This is a genomic window from Kribbella pittospori, from assembly GCF_004331465.1.
Classification (GTDB): Bacteria; Actinomycetota; Actinomycetes; order Propionibacteriales; family Kribbellaceae; genus Kribbella; species Kribbella pittospori.
Genome location: NZ_SJKB01000002.1, coordinates 505,334 through 524,593, shown reverse-complemented (window position 1 = coordinate 524,593; position 19,260 = coordinate 505,334). Strand labels below are relative to the sequence as shown.

General features: G+C 65.2%; 17 protein-coding genes. 10 read left to right on the top strand and 7 right to left on the bottom strand.

The genetic code is table 11. The features are described 5' to 3' along the window. Positions 1–19: 19 nt before the first annotated feature. Entirely contained in the window at positions 20–3,085 is a 3,066-nt protein-coding gene (locus E0H73_RS09055) for a tyrosinase family protein (protein ID WP_165555543.1), read from the bottom strand. Between the two features lie 326 nt (positions 3,086–3,411). Between E0H73_RS09055 and E0H73_RS09050 the strand changes: the two genes are divergently transcribed. Beyond that, a complete protein-coding gene (locus tag E0H73_RS09050) occupies positions 3,412–4,044 on the top strand; it encodes a cytidylate kinase family protein (RefSeq protein WP_202867305.1) in 633 nt (210 codons plus the stop codon). Positions 4,045–4,085: 41 nt separating this feature from the next. Beyond that, positions 4,086–4,493, top strand: coding sequence for a hypothetical protein (locus E0H73_RS09045; RefSeq protein ID WP_131353027.1), 408 nt, complete (start codon positions 4,086–4,088; stop codon positions 4,491–4,493). Between the two features lie 235 nt (positions 4,494–4,728). On the opposite strand, the gene E0H73_RS09040 is transcribed toward E0H73_RS09045, so the two are convergent. Next, positions 4,729–5,703 carry a DUF4394 domain-containing protein gene (locus tag E0H73_RS09040; RefSeq protein WP_131353026.1) on the bottom strand — a complete coding sequence of 325 codons (975 nt, stop codon included), beginning with the start codon at positions 5,701–5,703 and terminating at the stop codon, positions 4,729–4,731. A gap of 337 nt (positions 5,704–6,040) precedes the next feature. Between E0H73_RS09040 and E0H73_RS09035 the strand changes: the two genes are divergently transcribed. Next, entirely contained in the window at positions 6,041–7,003 is a 963-nt protein-coding gene (locus E0H73_RS09035; protein ID WP_202867270.1) for a DUF4268 domain-containing protein, read from the top strand. A 349-nt stretch (positions 7,004–7,352) separates the two neighbouring features. Here E0H73_RS09035 and E0H73_RS09030 read toward each other — a convergent pair whose 3' ends face one another. From E0H73_RS09030 to E0H73_RS09020, 3 genes are all read right to left on the bottom strand, one after another. After that, on the bottom strand, positions 7,353–7,688 hold the full coding sequence (locus E0H73_RS09030) for a Rossmann-fold NAD(P)-binding domain-containing protein (RefSeq protein ID WP_131353025.1): 336 nt from the start codon (positions 7,686–7,688) through the stop codon (positions 7,353–7,355). Positions 7,689–7,733: 45 nt separating this feature from the next. Continuing rightward, positions 7,734–7,931: a Rossmann-fold NAD(P)-binding domain-containing protein gene (locus E0H73_RS09025; RefSeq protein WP_131353024.1), complete on the bottom strand. Its 198-nt coding sequence runs from the start codon at positions 7,929–7,931 to the stop codon at positions 7,734–7,736. A gap of 66 nt (positions 7,932–7,997) precedes the next feature. Next, the gene (locus E0H73_RS09020; RefSeq protein ID WP_202867269.1) at positions 7,998–8,678 is read right to left on the bottom strand and encodes a GntR family transcriptional regulator; all 681 of its coding nucleotides are present in this window, start codon (positions 8,676–8,678) and stop codon (positions 7,998–8,000) included. Positions 8,679–8,884: 206 nt separating this feature from the next. On the opposite strand from E0H73_RS09020, the gene E0H73_RS09015 reads away from it, so the two are divergent. From E0H73_RS09015 to E0H73_RS08990, 6 genes are read left to right on the top strand one after another with little or no spacing between them, the layout of a single operon-like run. Further along, positions 8,885–10,603 (top strand): GH39 family glycosyl hydrolase, encoded by a 1,719-nt coding sequence (locus E0H73_RS09015; RefSeq protein ID WP_131353023.1) that lies wholly within the window; start codon positions 8,885–8,887, stop codon positions 10,601–10,603. A gap of 18 nt (positions 10,604–10,621) precedes the next feature. After that, a complete protein-coding gene (locus E0H73_RS09010; RefSeq protein ID WP_131353022.1) occupies positions 10,622–11,458 on the top strand; it encodes an aldo/keto reductase in 837 nt (278 codons plus the stop codon). A gap of 4 nt (positions 11,459–11,462) precedes the next feature. Next, a complete protein-coding gene (locus E0H73_RS09005) occupies positions 11,463–12,437 on the top strand; it encodes a carbohydrate ABC transporter permease (protein ID WP_131353021.1) in 975 nt (324 codons plus the stop codon). After that, positions 12,434–13,306 carry a carbohydrate ABC transporter permease gene (locus tag E0H73_RS09000; protein ID WP_131353020.1) on the top strand — a complete coding sequence of 291 codons (873 nt, stop codon included), beginning with the start codon at positions 12,434–12,436 and terminating at the stop codon, positions 13,304–13,306. Before E0H73_RS09005 ends, E0H73_RS09000 begins: the two co-directional genes overlap by 4 nt. A 25-nt stretch (positions 13,307–13,331) precedes the next feature. Beyond that, positions 13,332–14,774, top strand: coding sequence for an ABC transporter substrate-binding protein (locus E0H73_RS08995; RefSeq protein WP_131353019.1), 1,443 nt, complete (start codon positions 13,332–13,334; stop codon positions 14,772–14,774). Beyond that, positions 14,771–15,517 carry an SDR family NAD(P)-dependent oxidoreductase gene (locus E0H73_RS08990; RefSeq protein ID WP_131353018.1) on the top strand — a complete coding sequence of 249 codons (747 nt, stop codon included), beginning with the start codon at positions 14,771–14,773 and terminating at the stop codon, positions 15,515–15,517. The genes E0H73_RS08995 and E0H73_RS08990 overlap by 4 nt, the downstream gene beginning before the upstream one ends. 65 nt (positions 15,518–15,582) lie before the next feature. On the opposite strand, the gene E0H73_RS08985 is transcribed toward E0H73_RS08990, so the two are convergent. Further along, a complete protein-coding gene (locus E0H73_RS08985; RefSeq protein ID WP_202867268.1) occupies positions 15,583–17,463 on the bottom strand; it encodes a DUF2075 domain-containing protein in 1,881 nt (626 codons plus the stop codon). 146 nt (positions 17,464–17,609) lie between these two features. On the opposite strand from E0H73_RS08985, the gene E0H73_RS08980 reads away from it, so the two are divergent. Further along, positions 17,610–17,957: a nucleotide pyrophosphohydrolase gene (locus tag E0H73_RS08980; RefSeq protein ID WP_238163897.1), complete on the top strand. Its 348-nt coding sequence runs from the start codon at positions 17,610–17,612 to the stop codon at positions 17,955–17,957. Between the two features lie 150 nt (positions 17,958–18,107). Here the strand turns inward: E0H73_RS08980 and E0H73_RS08975 are convergent, their stop codons facing one another. Further along, on the bottom strand, positions 18,108–19,031 hold the full coding sequence (locus E0H73_RS08975) for a phosphotransferase family protein (protein ID WP_131353017.1): 924 nt from the start codon (positions 19,029–19,031) through the stop codon (positions 18,108–18,110). Between the last annotated feature and the right edge of the window lie 229 nt (positions 19,032–19,260).

The window sequence follows — 19,260 nt, the reverse complement described above, 5'->3', positions numbered from 1 at the left end:
CCGAATCGAGGGCTGACAGTCAGCTATGGGGATTGTGGTCGTGGCCTCCGGGTTCGTCGTCGGGCGCGATCGGCTCGGGATCGTCGACGAACAGATTGCCCGGGACCCCTGGGCGCTTCGGTCGGCGAACGACTGCCGTGCTCAGCTCCGGCGTGTCGGATCGGGCCTGCTCAGTGAGCTCGGACACCAACTGACGCCTGGCGACCGGGTCGTCGACGGAGACGTCGTCGGGCTTGGACCCGGCGGTCGGTTGGTTGGTGGCCGCGATCAGTGCATCGCGCAGGCCCTTGAGATCGAGGCCGGCTCGGCTCAAGCGATCCCGGACAGCAGCAGATCCGGGCAGCTTGTCCATCACATCGCGCAGCCGGCCGAAGTCCTCCTGACCGTCCCGATCCTCGTCTGTGAGCGGTTTCCACGGGTCGTCGCCGCCAACCCACACGCCCGCGGTGAGGATCTTCTCGCGGCTGAACGCTCGGTTGCTCGGGCTGCGGCCGACCGCACGTACGACGAACTGGTATTGGCCGGGGGTTGTGAGCGGATAGTTCGCTGCGTAACGGCCATCCCCGAGGTGGGCCAGCTCGACCCGCGACATCGTCCCGTCGGGGAGTCGGACCTCGGCCCAAACCTTCGCACGAGCCGTCAGCGGCTGGTCGTACTCCCGCAACGACGCCGTGATCGCAGCATCTGCGCCTGGGGTGAAGGTCTTCTGGAGCACCGCGGCGTCGAGACGCAGATTCGAGTAGGTGTGGACCGACAGGCTGTAGTGCACGGGCTGACTGGTCCATTCACGCAGCGCGCGGAGGAAAGCTTGGATGGCGCGGTCGTCGCCCTCCAGTTCCAGCTCCTCCAGGACATCTTTCGGATCACGTAGCCGCAGACTCGCTGTCCAACGACCTTGATGAGATCCGGTGGGGTTGGCGGTCAGTGCAGGCAACAAGAGCCGGAAGTACGCCACGTCGGCGTCTGTCACGTAGCTGACATTCGGCTCGGCGACCGCGCTGTCACGGGTGATCACTTCTCCGCCTGGTGCGGTCAGGGTGAAGTCCAGCAGTTCTGGCACTGGACACAGAACGACGACATCGACCGACAGGTCGGCCGCCATCAGTGAGAAGGGGATCGACTGCGCGGTCTGGTTCCACAGCAGCCACCCCTCCGGATCGATCACGGTCTGGTTCAGGCTGGCGTCCTTGAGGATCTGAAGGAAGTACTTGGCGAGCCTGAAGCGCTCGGTGGCGCTGCTCATTGCACCTGTGGTCAACAGATAGCCGCCGCTGTTGCCGGAGAGCTGGCTGAGGACCTGGTCGCTCACCTGACCGGGCAATCCGAATCCGATCGCGAAGGTCGTCTGGTTGACCGTCCCTGCAGGCAGTGAGCCCACCAATGGCGCGGTGTTCTCGTTGCCATCGGTCAGAACCAGCAGAGCCTTGTTCGGGTGGCTCGCGCCTGGGCCGTTGATCAGCGCACTGCCGGCCAGGAGCCCGGCTCCGACACTGGTCGCGCCGCGCGGATCCAGGTCGGGTCCGGTCAGCACAGTGCCCAGACCTGCGGATTTCGGTGACATCGTCAGGATCGCGTCGGCGACGTGGTCGAACCGGGCGATGCCGATCTCGTCGTCATCGTGCATCAAGCTGTGGAGCACGCCGACTGCGCTCTTCAGCAGCGCGTTCTTGGTGAGACCGCCGGTGACGATATCGGCCATGCTGCCCGAACGATCGAGCACGAGGGCGATCGAGCTGCCGGTCGTGATGATGTTGCTGGCAACCAACTCGACGTGGAAGGTGCCGACCACGAACGCATCGCCGGGATTGGCCGAATAGTAGCCCTCGTCATCAGTGACAGTCGCCTGCAGGTCGACCGCGGCCACCTGCACATTGGCCCCGATCGCGTGGAAACGTACCTCGATCTCGAGCGTCTCGAAGTCGTTCGCGCGGTCGGGGATCACGACGAAGTCGGGGCCGCCGACGACGCTGAAGTTGCCCGTCGGCACTGCTGTGACGCTGACGTTCACAGGGCGGCAGTTGCGGATCCGGAAACGAATCTTCCGACCGAGCGTGAGGCCGGCCGGTACGTCGGTGAATCCAACCGCGGGCCCGGATTCCAGGACGATGTCCGGTAGGTCGGTGTCGTACCAGGTGATCGACTTGTGGTCGAGAAGGTCGATGGGTCGGTCCAACGTGGTACCGCTGAAGTACTCGGCCAGGCTGTCCATGTGGTCGCTCAGCCGCTTGAGGTGGGTATGCCCGGCCGGCAACGGCTCGCTGTCGGGCGGCAGATAGTGCGCCACGGCCGGATACTTCTGCGTCCAGACCGCCCAGAGTTGGTCCTCCTTCGCGTGGTTGAGAAAGAACACCGGATCGTTCGGCGACGTGCCGGGGAGCATAGATCCACCGACCCAGACATGAACCCGGTTGTGGTTGTTGGGTCCCGGTTGGGGACCGACCCAGCCTTCGACCAGATTCCGGAAACTGTCAGCGCCCGGGGTCGAGCGATTCCAGGGCCGCGCGTCGTAGGTCTCTTCGGCCAATGCGCCTGTCACCGCGGCGGCGGTGGGTAGGTTGGCTGCCCCTGCACCCAACTGGCGTTGGAGCGAGGACAGGTTCGCGCCATGCTGGGGGTCGTTGTCGTAGGCGTCGGCGATGGCCAGATTCCAGCCATTGGCTTTGGCGAAGACGCCATCGGCGACCACGATGCCTGGACCCGTCCCGTTGCCGCCCAGGAACTCGGTGAAGAAGGGATAGCCGGGATCGGCCGGCGTTTTGTCCTCGCTCCAGTTCCAGTAGGGCAAGCACAGGGTCGGGTCGCCGGACACGGTACGCAGATCCTGTTCGAAGCGCCGGAGGAACTCACGGTGCCATGGGAAGAACATCGGTCCCCTGTGGCCAGGGTGCGGCCCCGGGTCGGAAGCCGGATGTCCGGCCATCGACTGCTGATGGATGTAGACGTAGTCGTCGTATCGATTCGCCTGATTGTGCGGAGGCGCGAGCTTGCTGGGCGCCGCCTTCAACGCGACCAGAGCGTTGCGGAAACGGATAAGCTCCGTGGCCGGTCTGTCGGCGGGCGCAGCGGCGTTGTATTCCTCGATCAACTTCCTGATGTTTCTGCGGCAGAACACGGTAGATCCCCCCTGATACGGCGCACAATCGCCGAGTACTCGAGGGAGGCACCCCACGTCTTTGAGTGAACGACCGCCCCCACATCGCTGTGACTCCAGACGTCCCGCCGCCCCCGACCTCAGAATCTCAGGGCAGCAGTCTTGTGAGGGCATGTCAATGCCCCGTCGGCTCGCGGACCACGGCCTGATTTCACGCCTCGATCGGCATAGGGTCAGCCCGACGCGACGTTCACGACGACGATCGGCGGTAGAACGTGGAGAACGGCACCAGAAGTGAACTCCTCACCCGTCTGGCCGAGGTGGTCGGATCCGTTGCGAACGCGCACCCGACGCGGGTTGCGGTGGACGGACCGCCGGCCGTGGGCAAGACCACGCTGGCGGACGAGCTTGCCGTCGTACTGCGCGAGCAGGGCCGCGACGTCATCCGCGCGACGATCGAAGACTTCCTGACCCCGCGGTCACAGCGCTATCGGCGCGGCGAGGACTCCGCCGAGGGCTGCTATCACGACAGCTTCGACTTCGACGCGCTGCACGGCGTACTCCTCGATCCGCTAGGTCCCGGGGGAGACCGAAGGTTCCAGCAGGCGGTCTACGACAGGGACACGGACACCCCACGGTCCGAGCCGATCAGGTCAGCACCCGCCGACGCCGTACTGCTCTTCGACGGCGTCTTCCTCATGCGCCCCGAACTGATCGAGCGCTGGGACCTGCGCATCTTCGTGTCTGCGCCGTTCGAGAACACGTTGGCCCGCGCCCGGACCCGAGACCAGACCTCGTCGAGATCAGCAGCCGAGGTCGAACGCCGCTATCGCAGCCGCTACATGCCGTCCCAGCAGTTCTACTTCGACACGGTCCGCCCGACCGATCACGCCGACATCGTCGTCCACAACGACGACCCCCACCGTCCAGCCTGGGAAGCCCAGCCGCGCTGACGCTTCTTGCTCCTCCCGACCACACCTGACACGGTGTGACCGTGATCTTCGAGGTCAACGGATACCGCCTGTCCCACCTGGTCAAGGACCCCGCCGCAGTAGACCTCGCCTTGACTCGTCTCGCCGTACTGCTGGCCGACGCCCGAACCCACATGCAGCAACTCGACCGGCACGATCTGGCCGACCGCCTCGACGAATTGTCCCGCCAGCTGCAAACACAGGGAGCGGCGATCGATGACACCTTCGACGAGGCGTTCAGAGAAGTAACCGACGCCGCCGCCGAAGCCTGCGAAACCGCCGCGGGTCCAGACGGCATGCAAACCCTCGACGACCCGAACGCACACCTCTACCAAGCCCTCACCTGGGGCGTCGTACATCTGGTAGTGATCCGCATCGGCGGCCACGGCACCCTCGAGCACCGCAGCACGAACGCCGACCAAGGTCAATGAATCCGCCGGCCAGGCTCCGGTAGATCACCGAGCCTGGCCGGCCAACTACCGACCGAGCGCAACGGCCAGATCAACAACCTGGAATCCACGCGGACACGCCCCCACGCCAAGTCGCCCGACCAGTCGTCAGGCCAACGTCATACAGCTGTATCCGGTCGCAGACACGACGTACTGCGAGCCTGTGGTTGCCGACGGCCAGGCTCCGGCAGAGAGCACAAGAGCCTGGCCGCGCGGACTACCGGCCGAGCGGGACGGCCAGGTCGACGACCTGGAAGTCGCGCGGGAAGGACCCGAGGCGGGTCGCCTTGCCGGTGGTTAGCTCGATGTCGTACAGGCGCATCCGGTCGCCGGTGCTCAGTACTGCGAGCCCGCGGTTGCTGCCGTTCTGGGTGGAGATGTCGAATCCGGCCCACGGGCCGACGTCGACCGTGAGCTTGCCGGTTGGTGCGAGCAGTCCGGCGTTCGCGGGCGACTGGATCACGACCTGGTCGAGCATGGTGTCGATGTCGAACAGCGTCGTCGCCGTGTTCGGATCGAGGTCGTTGTTCGTGTACGCCGCCGCCGTCACCCCGGTCGCCGTGGGCGCCGGAGCAGGTGGCACACCCGGATACGCCAGCGTCCCGTCGACGGCGGTCATGCCGCTCGCAGGCGCACCGGCCGGATCGTCGATGTTGTGGCGCAGGTTCTGGCCGGTATCACTGATCACACGCAGCCGATTCGCGGCCGGGTTGAAGTCGACCCCGAAGTTCTGCCCGTCCAGCGCCACGCTGAGCTGCGACACCTTCGAGGCCCGCCCGAAGTACGCCCCAGTGTTGATCGTGTAGATCCCACCCCGATCGCCAACGCCGTACAACTTCCCGTCCTGAACCCGGAAGTCGATCCCCACCAGCCGCCGATCATCCTTCAGTCCCAGCACCCGCGCCGCACTACGGATCCTGTCAGCCGACCGAAACTTCACCAGCCGCCCCCGATCGGTCAGCCCGACCACATCAGAACTCTGCCCACCAGCCTTCGCGGACCCCTGAGCCCCCGCCTTCGCGCCCGCGGAGTCCTGAGCCCCAGCCTTAGCAGCCGAAGCCGCCACACCCGTGGCCGCCCCGCCACCGGCCGTCGCCTGCGTCGCACCGCTGAGCACCAAAGCCGTAGCCGGCAACGCGATCGCGGCCAGCGTCGCGGCGACGATACGAACACGTCGTCGTGGTTGATACATGCCGATTCACCTCTCAGTAGCGGCGCCGTCCACCCCACGCGTCCGGTCACCAACAACCGCCACCAGCGGGCCCACCCAGCAGCGTCACCCACCCCTTCGCCGCCACCACCAATCCGGATGTCCCCAACCACAACCCGTCCGATAAACGCCCACCCCAGCAGCACCCTGGACCCCGCCGAAGCCTTCCGCCTGACCCGGCCATTCAAGAAGTCGAGCTATCAGGTTGGTGTCCGGGCGCGGTATGTCCGGAGCTCTTGGGCCGTTCCCCGCCCAGCCGTTCGCCGACGTTTGGCCTAGCGGTCACCGCCTCAGCGTCCTGAGATGGCAAGGTGGGCGCATGTCTGATGGCCCCATGCCTGTCCTTGGCCGCCTTACTCGTCTATCTCCCCGCGACGTTTGGCCGCATGAGGCTCACAGCTTCACCCCGTGGCTGCTCAACAACGTCGACGTACTCAGCGACTTGCTGGGGATGGATCTCGCGCTCGACGTGGCCGAGCATCCGGTGGGCGGATTCAGCTTGGATCTCATGGGCCGCGATGAAACCACCGGCGAAGTCGTGATCGTCGAGAATCAGCTCGAGACCTCCGATCACGGCCACCTCGGCCAGATCCTCACCTACGCGGCCGGGACCGACCCCACCACGATCGTCTGGGTTGCCGCATCGTTTCGAGCCGAACATCGAGCGGCTATCGACTGGCTGAATGCTCGCACTGACGAGGCCACGAGATTCTTCGCTGTAGAACTCGGCGTCGTGCGGATCGGACAGTCCGACCCAGCACCGTCGTTCCGACTCGTCGCCCAGCCCAACGATTGGGAGAAGACGGTTCGGGCCGCCACCAGCCAGGCTGAAGCGACCGGCAAACAAATCCTGTACCGCGCCTTCTGGAGTCGGTGGATCGACGTCGTCAAGGCTGACCGGCCGGGCTGGTCTCGGGCAAGGCGCGCTCCGCGAGACTCGTGGTTCACGATGACCGCTGGCATCACCGGTGCGACCTACTTCACGTCGTTTACCAGGGGCGGTCTCTCCAGCGAGCTGGTCTTTGAATCACCCGACGCCGATGTCAACCTCGGCCGATTCCAAGCACTCAAAGCCAAACAAGCCGAGATGGAACAGGCCTACGGTCTGGCTTTGGACTGGCAGGAGCTGCCTGACCGTAAGTTGACCCGAGTCGCGGATTACCTGCCTGACGCGGACGTGAGCTCTGAGGAGAACTGGAATCAGTACGTCGATTGGCTGCTTGATCGACAGACCCGCCTCCGGAAAGCCTTGGCAGCAGTCGGCGGCGTACCAGCTCCCTAACCGCGGTGGCCAGTACTGCGGCTCGACCTTGATCGCTCAGCCGGTCAAGCGTGCGTCTGGCGTCTGGGTCTTGTCCCATTTGGCGAGTAGGTCGGCTTCGCGTTCTGGGGGCAGGCCGAGTTGGGACTGACGGGGGTGGGCGATTAGGCCGTCGCGGTCGAGGGTTAGCTTGAAGTCTTGCAGGGTGTTGGGGAGGGGGCGACAGGTCAGGCCGGCCTTGGTTGCCTGGTGGTTGTCGACTTTCCAGGTGCCTTGGGGGACGCGCCATAGGAGATCTCTGTCCACTGGCGTACGTCGTGTTCGATCAGCCAGTGTGGATCCACCCAGACTGGTTGGGTACGGCGGCCTGTTAGGTGTCAAGGCAGATGTCGATGAGGCCGCCGTACGTCGCGTGGTCTTGTGGTGCGACGACGTTGTATGCGCCGTCTAGTCGATGCTCAATGGCGTTGAGTACGAACGTCGAAACGTCGCGGACGTCGATCGGTTGGATTGGTTGCTCAGCCGGTGCTGGGAGCAACCATCGTCCTCCTAGGGCGGCTCGCTGCAGGAGTTTGAGGCCGCGACCGACGTACTCGCCGGGTCCCAGGATGACGCCAGGGCGGACGATGAGGCTGCGGGCAGCACCGGCGACGGCGGCGACCTCACAGCCGGCCTTGAGCGTTCCGTACCGTCCGCCGATGGTCATGCCGGCGAGTTCGGGAGAGTCCTCCGTGTACGTCGCAGCCGACGGTCACAATGGCGCGGTCTCATCGACTGCGCTCGCCGGCCAGTCTCGGTAGGCGCTGACTGTTGAGACGAGCACGTATTGCTCGAAGTTGTCCGCGAGAGTCTTCGTCACGCCCGCGACATCGATCGGTTCATAGGCGCTGGTGTCGATGACGGCGTCCCAGGTCCCGTTGGTTGCCAGTCGACGGAGGTCCGCTTCCACCGTCCGATCACCAATCACATGCCGTACGCCGGCCGGTGGTTGGCCGCGTGCGCAATGTCAGGCGCGTCAGCGGTCGGGGAGGTTGAGGCGTTTTAGGCGTTCGTAGGCGCCGAGGATGTGTTTGTCTATTCCGTCTTGGGCGGCTTGGGGATCACCCAGGGCCAGGGCGTCTCGTAGTTCTTTGTGTTCGCTGTAGCCGACGTCCAGGAAGTCGGGGAAGCTCGCGTTGCGGGCGCGGAGGAAGACCGTCACCTGACCGCGGATGGACTCCCAGACGCGCTGGACGCGGGCGTGGTCGCAGTAGGCGTAGATGATGTCGTGGAACTGGAGGTCCAGTCGTACGGCGTCCTCCGGGACGATCTTGGTGTCGACGCTCTTCATCTGCTCCAGGACCGCGTCCATCTCGGCGAATCCCTGACCCTGCATCCGAGTACACGCCCGGCTGACGGCCAGGCGCTCGATGGCGCCGCGGAGGGTGTGCACTTCCTCGACATCGGTCTTCGTCAACGTGCTGACGAACGCCCCTCGGTGCCGGCGGAGCTCGACGTGCCCCTCCTCCTCGAGTCGGGCCAGCGCCTGCCGGATCGGCCCGCGGCTGACCTTGAGCGCCTCGGCCAGCTCGGTCTCCTTGAGGTGCTGTCCCGGCTGGAACCTGGCGCCGGTGATCATCTCCCGGAGTACGTCGGTCACCAGATCACCAAGAGCGCGCTGCGAAGGCAGCGAGGGCACGACGTCGTCGGACATCATGCCGACCACCTCCTCGAAGCAGTTACCGCCAGTAAGGACGACTGTAACCCCTGTCAGGTCTACCTGTAGATTGTAAACAGTAAGTCATTGACAGTAAATCAATCGCAAGAGCAGACTCGGAACCTCCACTCAGGCACAGGGCCGGCGCCGAAGCCGGCCGACCGTGAGGCAAGCCCGACCCCCAGGGCAGAGAGGTCACGACGACGATGACCACCGACACAGCGGTTCACACCGGACGCAAGTCACTCGGCCCGTTTCCGCCGGCCGCTCCCCGGAATCCCGATGCGCCGCACGTCACCACGGCGACGATCGCCGTCGACGCCGCGGAGATCGAGGGTCCGCTGACGCGCATCTGGGAGAGCTTCGGGTACGACGAGTTCAACTGGACGTACACGCCGACCGGCAAGCGGCTGCTGCAGACCTTCACCGACTTCTCCGGCGGCGGGTACTTCGTCCGGCCGCACTACATGTACTGCTCCGGCAGCGGCTTCGGGATCCCGCACTGGAGCAACGGCAACGTCTACCACGAGGACGCCGACGGCAACCCGTACTACGACTTCACGCTGCTGGACCAGGCGTACGACGCGATCGTCGGTGCCGGACATCACCTGCTGGTGGAACTCGGCTTCACCCCGCGCGATCTGCTGCCGCCTGAGGCCGCCGAGCTGACCGTCGTACCGAGCCCCACGGCGTACACCAATTACGAGGCGGGCGCCTGGGGGTATCCGCCCAAGGACTACGCCAAGTGGGCGGGGCTGGTCGGCGCCACGGTTCGGCACTGCATCGATCGGTACGGCGAGGCGGAGGTGAAGACCTGGCTCTGGGAGCTGTGGAACGAGCCGGACATCAGCTACTGGCGCGGCACTCTCGAGCAGTACAACGAGCTGTACACCGCAACCGTGGAAGCGATCCGGGCCGTGCTGCCAGAGGCCAAGGTCGGCGGACCGGCCGTCACCAGCGGTGGACTGGAGTTCCTGCGGGGCTTCCTGGACTACACGTCGCGCCGTGGCGAGCCGCTGGACTTCATCGCTTATCACACCAAGGGCTGCCGCTTCCCGACCCGCGACTACCGGCCCTTCGCCGAGCCCGCGGCCGAACTGCTCAGCCCGTCGTCGACGAAGATGTTGTACGACCTGCGCGAGTTCAACCGGCTGATCGGTTCGTACGAGGCGTACGCCGACCTGCCGGTGATCGTCGACGAGTGCGACGCAGCGGTGCCGGCGCACTTCGGACGCTACGACAACCGCAACTACAGCTTCCAGAACACCGAGTACTACCCGGTCTTCCAGGCGAAGCTGATGAAGAAGATCCTGGACCTGAACGCCACCGAGCCGGCCAAGGTCGCCTACGCCACCTCCTGGAGCTTCTACTTCGAGGCCGAACGCTACTTCGAAGGCACCCGGTCCTTCCTCACCGCGGGCGGCGTCGAAAAGCCGTTCCTCAACGCCTATCGGATGCTGTCGCTGCTCGGTCCTGACCGGCTGCGCACGACCTCGGATGCGGCCTGGAAGGTGGGCGAACTCGAGCACACCGACGGCAGCAGCATGCCCGAGGAGGTCGACGCCCTCGCCTCGCGGGCGGAGGACGGGAGCGTCGCCGTACTGCTCTGGCGGCACATCGATGATCAGTATCAGACCAGCGAGGACCTGACACCGGTGAGCGTGACCGTACGGAACCTGCCGGCCGGGTCCTACCGGTTGCGGCATCTGCGCATCGACGCCGACCACAGCAACTCCTTTACTGTCTGGCAGAGTCTCGGCTCGCCCCAGGATCCGACCGCCGAACAGCTGGCCAAGATCACCGATCGGCAGGGTCTCGAGGAGTTCGAAGCCGAGCGCCGCATCACGGTGGACGGTGACGTGTCCCTGGAGGTCACGCTTCCGTTGCCCTCGGCATCGTTGTTGATCCTCGAACCGAGCAGCTGACGGACGAGAGGGCAGACGATGGACCAGAACGTGATCACGCTGAACAACGGCGTGCGGATTCCCCAGCGTGGCTTCGGCGTCTTCCAGGTGCCGCCGGACGACACCCAACGCGCGGTCGAGCAGGCGATCGAGATCGGATACCGGCACATCGACACGGCGGCGGCGTACAACAACGAGGCCGGTGTGGGGGCGGCCGTGCGGGCGAGCGGACTACCTCGCGGGGAGCTGTTCGTTACCACCAAGCTCCGCAACGGCGAACACGGCTACGAGTCGGCGCTGACGGCGTACGACGAAACACTGGAACGCCTCGGGCTCGAGTACGCCGACCTGTATCTCCTGCACTGGCCCAATCCGACGGTCGATCTCTATGTCGACAGCTGGCGTGCCCTGGAGCGGATCCACACCGAGGGGCGGGTACGGGCGATTGGTACGTCGAACTTCCTCGCCGAGCACCTGGATCGATTGGCCAAGGAGGGCGAGATCGTACCGGCGGTCAACCAGATCGAGCTGCACCCGACGTACCAGCAGCGCGAACTGACCGAGCTGTGCCGCGAGCGGTCGATCGCGGTCGAGGCGTACTCGCCGCTCGGCCAGGGTGGTGACCTCGATGATCCTGTCCTGGCGTCGATCGCGAGCGATCACGACGTGACGCCGGCCCAGGTCGTACTGCGTTGGCATCTGCAGCTCGGGCACATCGTGATTCCGAAGTCCGTCAATCCCGAGCGGATCCGCGCCAACTTCGACCTCGGCGGCTTCGAGCTGACCGACGCCGAGCTCGCGTCCGTCACCGGGCTGGAGAACGGCAACCGGCTCGGCAACGATCCACGCACATTCGCGATCAGCCAGATCAGGTAGCGCGATGACGAGCAGATCTGTGCAACTCAGCAGGCGGCAGGACCGCCGATCGAAGTCCGCCACGGCAGCGGTCGACCGACCACGTCACGGCTGGCAGAAGACCACCTGGATCTGGATCTTCCTGCTGCCGACCGTGGTCCTGTACGGCCTCTACACGATCTACCCGATCATCGCGAGCTACTGGTACTCGCTGGTCGAGTGGAACGGTTTCGACTCCGGCCAGAAGTTCGTTGGTCTGAGCAACTACCACGAGGTCTTCGCCGATCCGCTGTTCTGGAACTCGTTCAAGGTCACGCTGCTCTTCATGCTGCTGGTGGTGCCGGCGCGGGTTCTGCTCACGTTGCTGATGGCAATGATCCTCAACTCCCCGAAGCTGCCGCTGATCGGCGTACTGCGGTCGGCGTTCTTCATCCCGGTGGTGACCACGACGGCCATCATCGGCGTGGTGATGCGCTTCGTCCTGGATCCGGCCAGTGGTCCGGTCAGTTCCGTGCTGGCCAAGCTCGGCTTCGGCGGCGTCGACTTCCTGGGTGACCAGCACCTGGCGCTGCCGGCCGCGGCCGTTCTCTACATCTGGAAGTTCTTCGGCGTCACGATGATCTACTGGCTCGCGGCGCTGCAGACCATCCCGTACGAGTTGTACGAGGCGGCCCGGATCGACGGCGCCGGGACCTGGCAGCTCTTCCGGCACATCACGCTGCCGATGCTGAAGCCGTTCCTGATCATCATCACCGTGCTGACGATCGAGGAGACGTTCCACAACTTCGACCTGATGTACACGCTGACCTCGGGTGGGCCGTACTTCCACACCGAGATCATCGAGATCTACATCTATCGGTGGGCGTTCGCCGCCCCGATCCCGCAACTGGGGCACGCGTCTGCGGCCGCCGTGGTCTTCGGGCTGCTGGTCGCGATCGTCGGCGCCCTCCAGCTGTGGGCCCTGTACACCGGCCGTCGGCTGAGAGGTGAACAGCGATGACCGCTGAACTGACCGTCCAACGCTCGGACCGGCAACGACGCATTCTGTCTCGACTGCCGTGGTGGATCGCCGCGCTCGTCCTGGTCGGCATCGCCCTGGTCTGGATCTTCCCGTTCCTGTGGATGCTGTCGGCATCGCTGAAGGACAGCATGGAGATGTTCTCCGGCGGCCTGAAGCTGTGGCCGGACAAGTTCGTCTGGGACAACTACGCCCGGGCCTGGAACGACGCGCACTTCGGCCGGTACCTGATCAACACGGTCATGGTCACCGTGATCACGGTCGTGATCGTCACCGTACGGTGCGCCCTGGCCGGCTACGTCCTGGCCCGCTACCGCTTCCGTGGATCCAAGCTCTTCCTGGGGATCCTGGTCGCGACGCTGTTCGTACCCACCGGCTACACGATTATTCCGGTGGTCAAGATCTCGATGCAGTTGCACCTGATCGACTCACTGACCGGAATGATCCTGGCGCTCAGCGGTGGGGCTTATGTGTCCGCGATCCTCTTGTACTACGGCTATTTCCGGCAGATTCCCCGGGAATTGGAGGAGGCCGCACTCGTCGACGGCGCCGGCTTCGTCCGTACGTTCTTCTCGGTGATGCTGCCGCTGGCGATGCCGGTCACGGCGACTGTCGCCGTACTGACGTTCATTGCCACCTGGAACGCCTTCTTCCTGCCCCTGGTGTTCACCTTCAGCCGGCCGGAGCTCCGGACGGTGAGCGTCGGCATGCAGGCGTTCGTCGGGGAGACCGCGACCGACTGGTCCGGAATGGCCGCGGCCGGCGTGATTTCGATCGTCCCGGTCGTGGTGCTCTTCATCTTCCTGCAGCGCTACTTCGTCGAGGGAATCTCCGGCGCAGTCAAGTCTTAGCAACACCCGAAGGAGTGGAACGATCATGACCGGAATGACACGTCGCAGTCTGCTCGGCGCATCGGTACTTGCCGTCGCCGGCGCCGCGGTGGGATGCAGCAGCTCGACCGACGAGGCCGGCAGCACGAGTGGTGGTGCCGCCGGATCGCTGGCCTGGTGGGATCACTTCAGTTCGTTCAAGAAACTCAATGACGACTGGGCCAAGAATCAGTCGTCGGCGCTGAAGACCAACGTCGCCCACACCTATTACGACGCATCCAAAGCACCGCAGGCGTTCCAGTTGGCGCATCAGGCCAACAAGATGCCGGACATCTACTCCAACGTGGTCGGGTTGCCGTTGTCGGCCCTGGTCAGTGGCAACTGGGTGCACGAGGTGACGCTGCCGGCGGACATCAAGTCGAAGCTGCCCAAGGACGCGTTCACCGAGGGCATCACGCAACTGGACGGCAAGCTCTACGGGTTCCCGATGTTCAGTCTCCGGCAGAGCTCGACGCTGGTGTGGGTGAACAAGGATCACTGGGGCAAGGCCGGGCTCGACCCGAACAACGTGCCCAAGGACTACGCGGGCTTCAAGGACGCGCTGGGGAAGCTGAAGGGGGCCGGGCTCCAGCCGCTGACCCTGGCGATCGGTGCCGACGGCGGGCGCATCCGGGACCAGATCGACGACATGGCGCAGACGGCCGGATTCCCTGGCTACCAGGGTCTGCAGTTCACCACCGGTGAGTACGCCTACCACGACGACGCCTACATCACGGTGATCGAGTTCCTCAAGGAACTGAACGACGCCAAGCTGATCATGCCGGGCTCGAACAACTTCGGAGTCGTCGACGCCCGTACCCGCTTCGCCTCCGGCGCGGTCGGGACCTTCATCGACGGCATCTGGTGTGCCGGTGGATCCAAGGCGCTGGCGCCGCCGATCGTCGACAAACTCGCCTCCGGGTGGGTGCTGGCACCGACAGCCGACGTGAAGCCCTTCTGCTACCGGGGCCGGCCGTCCTCGGCGTACTTCGTTTCCGCGGACAGCAAGAATCCGGACGCGGCCGGGAAGCTGCTCGCGTCCTTCATGACCGACGACTACCAGAACGGGATGATCGAGGCGATGGACCAGCCGCCGCTCAATCTCGACCTCGTCGCGTCGTCGAAGGCGATCGACGCGTACAAGAAGGGCGTCGACTTCTGCAAGGCCAACGTGTTCCAGATGCCGCAGGCGATCGTGAAGAACCCGGCCCAGGCGAAGGTGGACGCGTTCCGCAAGCCGGTCACCCCGCACGTCGGCAACATCGTCCAGGGCTACCTGGGCGGATCGATCAGCGACCTCAAGGCCGAGCTGAAGAAGCTGAGCGACGCCACGACCGCTGACCGGGCCCAGGCGCTCCAGAAGGCGAAGGCCGCCGGAGCCAAGGTCTCGGAGGACGACTACGTCTTCACCGACTGGAAGCCCGGACAGGACTACGAGGGAGCCAAATGAGCCTTACCGCGGTTGTGACCGGGGCAGCATCACCACGGGGTATCGGACGCGCGACGGCATTGGTGCTCGCCGAACAGGGCTGGAACATCGGCATCCTCGACATCGAGTCCGGCCGCGCCCTGGCTCAGGAGATCACGGAGAAACACAACGTCAAGGCGCACGCCGTCGTGGCCGACGTCGCGAACGAATCCCAGGTCCGCGCAGCGATCGACGACCTCGAAGCCGCCCTTCCACCCATCGCAGCCCTGGCCAACCTCGCCGGCGTCAGCTCCCCGGTCCCGTACCTCGAGCTGACCTCTGAGGAGTGGCACCGCGTCATCAACATCAACCTGAACGGCGTCCACTACGTCACCCGCCGAGTCGCCGAATCCATGGTCCGCCACCACTACGGCCGAATAGTCAGCGTCTCCTCGACGTCGGCCCAACGAGGCGGCGGCACCTACAGCAAAACCCCGTACTCCGTAGCCAAGGCCGGCGTAATCGGCCTAACCCGAGCCCTGGCCCGAGAACTGGGCCCATATGGAATCACCGTCAACGCCATAGCCCCCGGCCCCATAGACACCGACATCATGGGCGGCCCCCTAACCCCAGACCGCCGCCAATCCATGATCAACGACCTCCTGGTAGACCGAGTAGGCACCCCCCACGACGTAGCCTCCGCCATCGCCTACCTACTATCCGCCCAATCCACCTACATAACCGGCCAAACCCTCAACGTAGACGGCGGCCTGTACATGCATTGACGCCCCACCCGCAACACTCCAGACCTGCACGAAGACCCGAGCCCGTGTATGCCCTCACGAGATTGTCAGCCTGTTGTCGTGACCAGTTCATGAAGGGCATCCCGGGCTTCGGGATCCGGGGAGTAGAGCACTGTGCCCATCATGCCGCGGGTCAGAAGGACCTTGTAGGTGTTGCGCACGAGGCGGTCGAAGGCCGAGTTGTCGGTGACCTTCCGATTCTTGAAGGCGGGATCCTTGTTGGCGTCGCGAACGGTGGTGAAGCGTCCGTCGCGCCAGACGAGGTCCGGCCCGAGGATGACGCCGCTCCAGTCGTACTCGAAGCCCTGCGCTGTGTAGATACAGCCGACTTGCCCGAACCCGTTCGGGTCGGAGGCCCAGAGCGCAGCCGGCGGCGCGTCCCCGACCTTGCGATCTCCCTTGAGGTTCCAAGGACGAGCCCAGCTACCGATCTGGACATCGTCAACAAGGGTTTGGTCAGGGCGCGGATTACTCCACGGCCAGCAGTAGCCGGCTGAGATTCGTGCGCCGTAGCCCGCTGCGATCTTGTCCCGGAGAAGGGACTCCATGGCTTCGGGGCTGTCGGCAACTCGAACATCGAATGCAGGGTCACCCGGCCACTCGGCCGGTCCACCCCCCGAGAGCCCGAGCAGTCGTTGGACCCACTCGACATACTCTTCGCTGCCGCCACAACGGAACTGCGCATCGAGTTCGATCAGATGCACCGGCAAGCCCAGGTCAGCCGCGTGGCGCCTGATGTCATCCACGGTTCCGAGCTCGCCGGGTTTGACGACCTGATGCTGATCGAGCAGGAACACCGGGACGCGCGCTGCGGCGATCAGTTCGTCGACCTGCGGCCGGTCGGTTCGCAGTACCGCCTTGGTGTAGCGATCCACGGAGGTCTCTCGGATGCGGTGCGCTTCGTCCAGGATCAGAACATCCAGGTCGTTGGGCTCTGCTTCCATGAACTGATTGAAGTACTTGAACATCCGCTGGACGCGAGGCTGCCGCTGCCCGGCGACCTTGCGGAGCGTCTGAGTGAACGAGCGTGAGCCTGTCGCGTGGAGGACGCTGCGTCCACGGCGAGCCAGATCCCCGAGCAGGGACAGAGCGATGACGCTCTTACCGCTGCCCGGCCCACCGGTGACGATGACAACCGCCTTGCTGTCGCGGCTCCGCGCACGCTCGACCTCGTGCAACACCATCGAGTGCGCCAGCTTCTGCTCGGCGACCAGGACGAATTGCTCTCTTCGCTGGACCTCGTCCGCCGCGACTGCGAGCAACTGTTTCGACGGGGCGATCGCGGAGTTGATCAGCTGATCGGCGTACGGACTCCCTGGAACGTTCGGATCGAGCCGATCGCGAAGAAACTCGATGAACTCGTCACGGCGTGCACCGGTGAAGAGCTGACCTCTGCTGTCCTGCGGATAGTCATAGAGGTCCCGCACATCCGCCTCGGCCATGGCGTTGTGCAGGTACGCCGCACCCGCGACAGCCTCCGGTTGGCCGTCCAGAAACTTGGCGAAGTCGGCCAAGTACTCGCAGTACCCTCGGACCTGCGCAACCGGGTGCAACCGAGGCGCGTTCGGGTATCCATCGATCAGTACGAGCTCCCGATCGTCGTCCCAGGCGGCCGCACGACTCCACTGCTTGAGTTCGATGACGACGTACGACGGTCCGCCCGTCCGCGGGTTGCGACCGGCGAGTACGACATCCGCTCGCTTTGAGGTCAGCGGAAGGTGGTGTTCGACCAGTACTTCGACCTTGCCGAGCCCGGCCTGTTCGAGGTCCTGAGCGAGAACCGGCAGACTGCGCTCCCACGACCTGACCTCGGCCGGCGATGCCCGATGGCCGGTGTGAAACTGCATCTGCTCGGCGATCCTCAGGGCGAACTGCTGCTCGAGTGTCAGCACGACGAAACCAGCGCCGGATTGGCGGAACAGCGTCACGAGTGGATCCCCCAGGCAGCACGAATCAAGGTCGTGCGGGTGGGGGCATGTCCTGTGAACGCAGATGTTCGGCGGAAGCCCGTCGGGCCGCGCCCCCGACTCTACCCAGCCAGCCGAGGGACCAGGATCCGTGTCATGCTCGCGGCGTGTCTGATCTGATCGAGTTGCGAGACCGCATGCGCGTGTTCACCGAGGAACGCGACTGGGGACAGTTCCACGATCCGAAGTCGCTGATCCTCGCCCTCGTCGGCGAGGTCGGCGAGCTGGCCGAGCTGTTCCAGTGGCTCCCCGCCGACGCAGCAGTCGATCGCGCCCGCGAGGACCGTCTCCACGAGCGCGCCGGCGAGGAACTAGCCGACGTACTGATCTACCTCGTCCGCCTCGCCGACGTCCTGGACATCGACCTAGCCGACGCAGCCCTCCGCAAACTACGTGGTTCCTCAGCCCGATTCCCAGCCGAAGAGGTCCGCGGCCAAGCACCAGACAAGAGCTGAAATGCTCGGGCTCCGTCAGGACACGACTCTTCCTCTCCGGAACGCGCAGCGCGGGTGGGCCGGTCCTTCCAGGCGAGCCAGTGAAACTCGAACCCTAACCACCGTTCGCCACAGGCTGGGCAGCGCACCCAGCACAGAAGCGGCTCACTGTCACAGGAGCAGCGTCTCGAGTTCTGGAAGTCGGGCGAACAGGTCGGGGAGGCCGCGTACGCCGTTGCGCGCGGCCTCGTGCGACAGCGCGAGGTCAGGGCCGGTGCTCGCCTCGACACCGGCCAGGCAACGGAGGATGTTCCACCTCGTGTGCCCCAGCCAGCCGCCGATCAAGTACACGAACCAGCTTGGACCCGACGGCGGCAGCGCTCCGCCCGCTGCGACGTAGCCGTCGAGGACCGAGCGGAAGATGGTGGGCTCGATGTCGTCGAAGCCAGGTCCCTTCGCGAGGCTCAGCGCGGTCGAGCCGAGCTCACCGGACAGGTCGAGCATCCCCGAGAGCTCCCAGTCGAGCACCACCGGCCGACCGTGTCGAGCGAGCAGGTTCCACGGTTGGATGTCCTTGTGGGTCAGCACGACGGGGCCTGGCCGTTCGCAGGCGTCGACGAAGTGGGCGATCGCGAGGAACGTCTCGACGTGGAAGGCGAGTTCGTCGGCCCACGGCTGTCCGGTCGCCGCCGCCCGCTCGGCGAGCTCGGGCCAGTCCCGTGACGCCGGTTCCTCGATCGACACGTGGGTCCACTCGACGTCGAGCGCGTGGATGCGCGCGAGGATCGCACCGATCTCGAACGCGTACGCCGCCGATACCGGTGCTTCGGGCACCTTCTCTCCCTCGACCCACCGGTGGACCAGCGCGTGGTGGCTGGCCGAGATCGGCTCTGGCATCGGGATCCCGGCAGCGAAGGCCGCCCGCTCGAACCTGAACACGTCCTCGAGGCGGTAGGTCCAGCGGCGGTCGACGAGGTTCAATTCCTTCACCGCGAACGACCCCTGGTCGGTGTCGAGCCGGTACATCCGGTTGGCGAACCCGCCGTGGACGCGGATCATCGGCCCGATCGGCGCGCCGAGATGCGGAAGGTTCACCCCACACAATCTAGGACTCGCAGTCCATCGATGCACCGGAATTGCCCGGGACGCATCCAACCAGGCTGGTTGGCTGCAGGACCTGACAGTCCCAGCGACACCTTCCCGTACTACAAGCAGCCGTTCAGAGCCCAGATCGGGAGCCCATCAGTCGACGTGTCGCAGTGCCAAGTCGCTGGTGAGGCCGAATGAGGCGCTGTCGTTTCTCCTCGTGATGAGAAGGTCGCCG